Here is a 771-nt window from a genome sequence, read left to right as displayed (position 1 = left end):
TTAATTAAATAATAGGCAAAAGGTTTTTTATTTGCCGAAGAAGAAAAATAAATTTTACTGCTCATAATAGTTTAAGCTCGATGACGTTCAATAAGTTGATTAAATGCGTGGTTAAAGCGGCTGTGATATTCATCTTCAACACCTAGCCACGACATACTTTGGCTGCCTAAATAAAGGGCGTATAGTTCAAATACAAATTGCTCTGCGTTTACATCTGCTTTGAATTGACCACTTTTAATGACCAATTCCACTTTGTGAGTTAAATAGCTTAACCAGTTAGCAAGGTCTTGTTTTACTTGGTCGTGAATTGCGCCAGGCTGATCATCAAACTCAACAGCAGCTGAAATGAAAATGCAGGTTTTTGCTTGCTCTTCGTACCAACCTAACCAGTTTTTACATAATGAAAGTAGTTGGTTTAAAGGATCTAATTCGCGATCTATTGGTTTTATAACAATGCTTTGAAATAGATCGTTCGCAAATTCAAGCACGTTTAGTTGCAATGTCTCTTTAGATTTAAAGTGTGAAAATAAACCTGATTTTGACATGCCAGTAGCAACCGCAAGACCGCCAATAGTAAGGTTATCTAAACTTGACTGTGTTGCGATTTTTAATGCCGTTGCAAGAATTTGCTGTTTGGTTTCTTGGCCTTTACCCATAAAAGTACGCTCGTTCTATTTTTTGAGATAATAGCACGGTCGTACTTAAAGTAAATGACAAGAACTTCTTTTTTGTCTTTTTTTTACACAGTCTATACTTGGTGTATTGAAAAAA

General features: G+C 35.3%; 1 protein-coding gene. It reads right to left on the bottom strand.

Going from position 1 to position 771, the window contains the following annotated elements; all coding sequences use genetic code 11:
- Window positions 1-71: 71 nt before the first annotated feature.
- Window positions 72-656 (bottom strand): TetR/AcrR family transcriptional regulator, encoded by a 585-nt coding sequence (locus tag ON073_RS20440; RefSeq protein ID WP_274763704.1) that lies wholly within the window; start codon window positions 654-656, stop codon window positions 72-74.
- Window positions 657-771 lie beyond the last annotated feature (115 nt).

It is taken from the genome of Pseudoalteromonas sp. G4 (assembly GCF_028875915.1).
GTDB lineage: Bacteria > Pseudomonadota > Gammaproteobacteria > Enterobacterales > Alteromonadaceae > Pseudoalteromonas.
This window is presented reverse-complemented; position numbering and strand designations above follow the sequence as displayed.

Coding starts and splice junctions, on each gene's coding strand:
- ON073_RS20440 (WP_274763704.1), bottom strand. CDS start 656: ATGGGTAAAGGCCAAGAAACCAAACAGCAAATTCTTGCAACGGCATTA.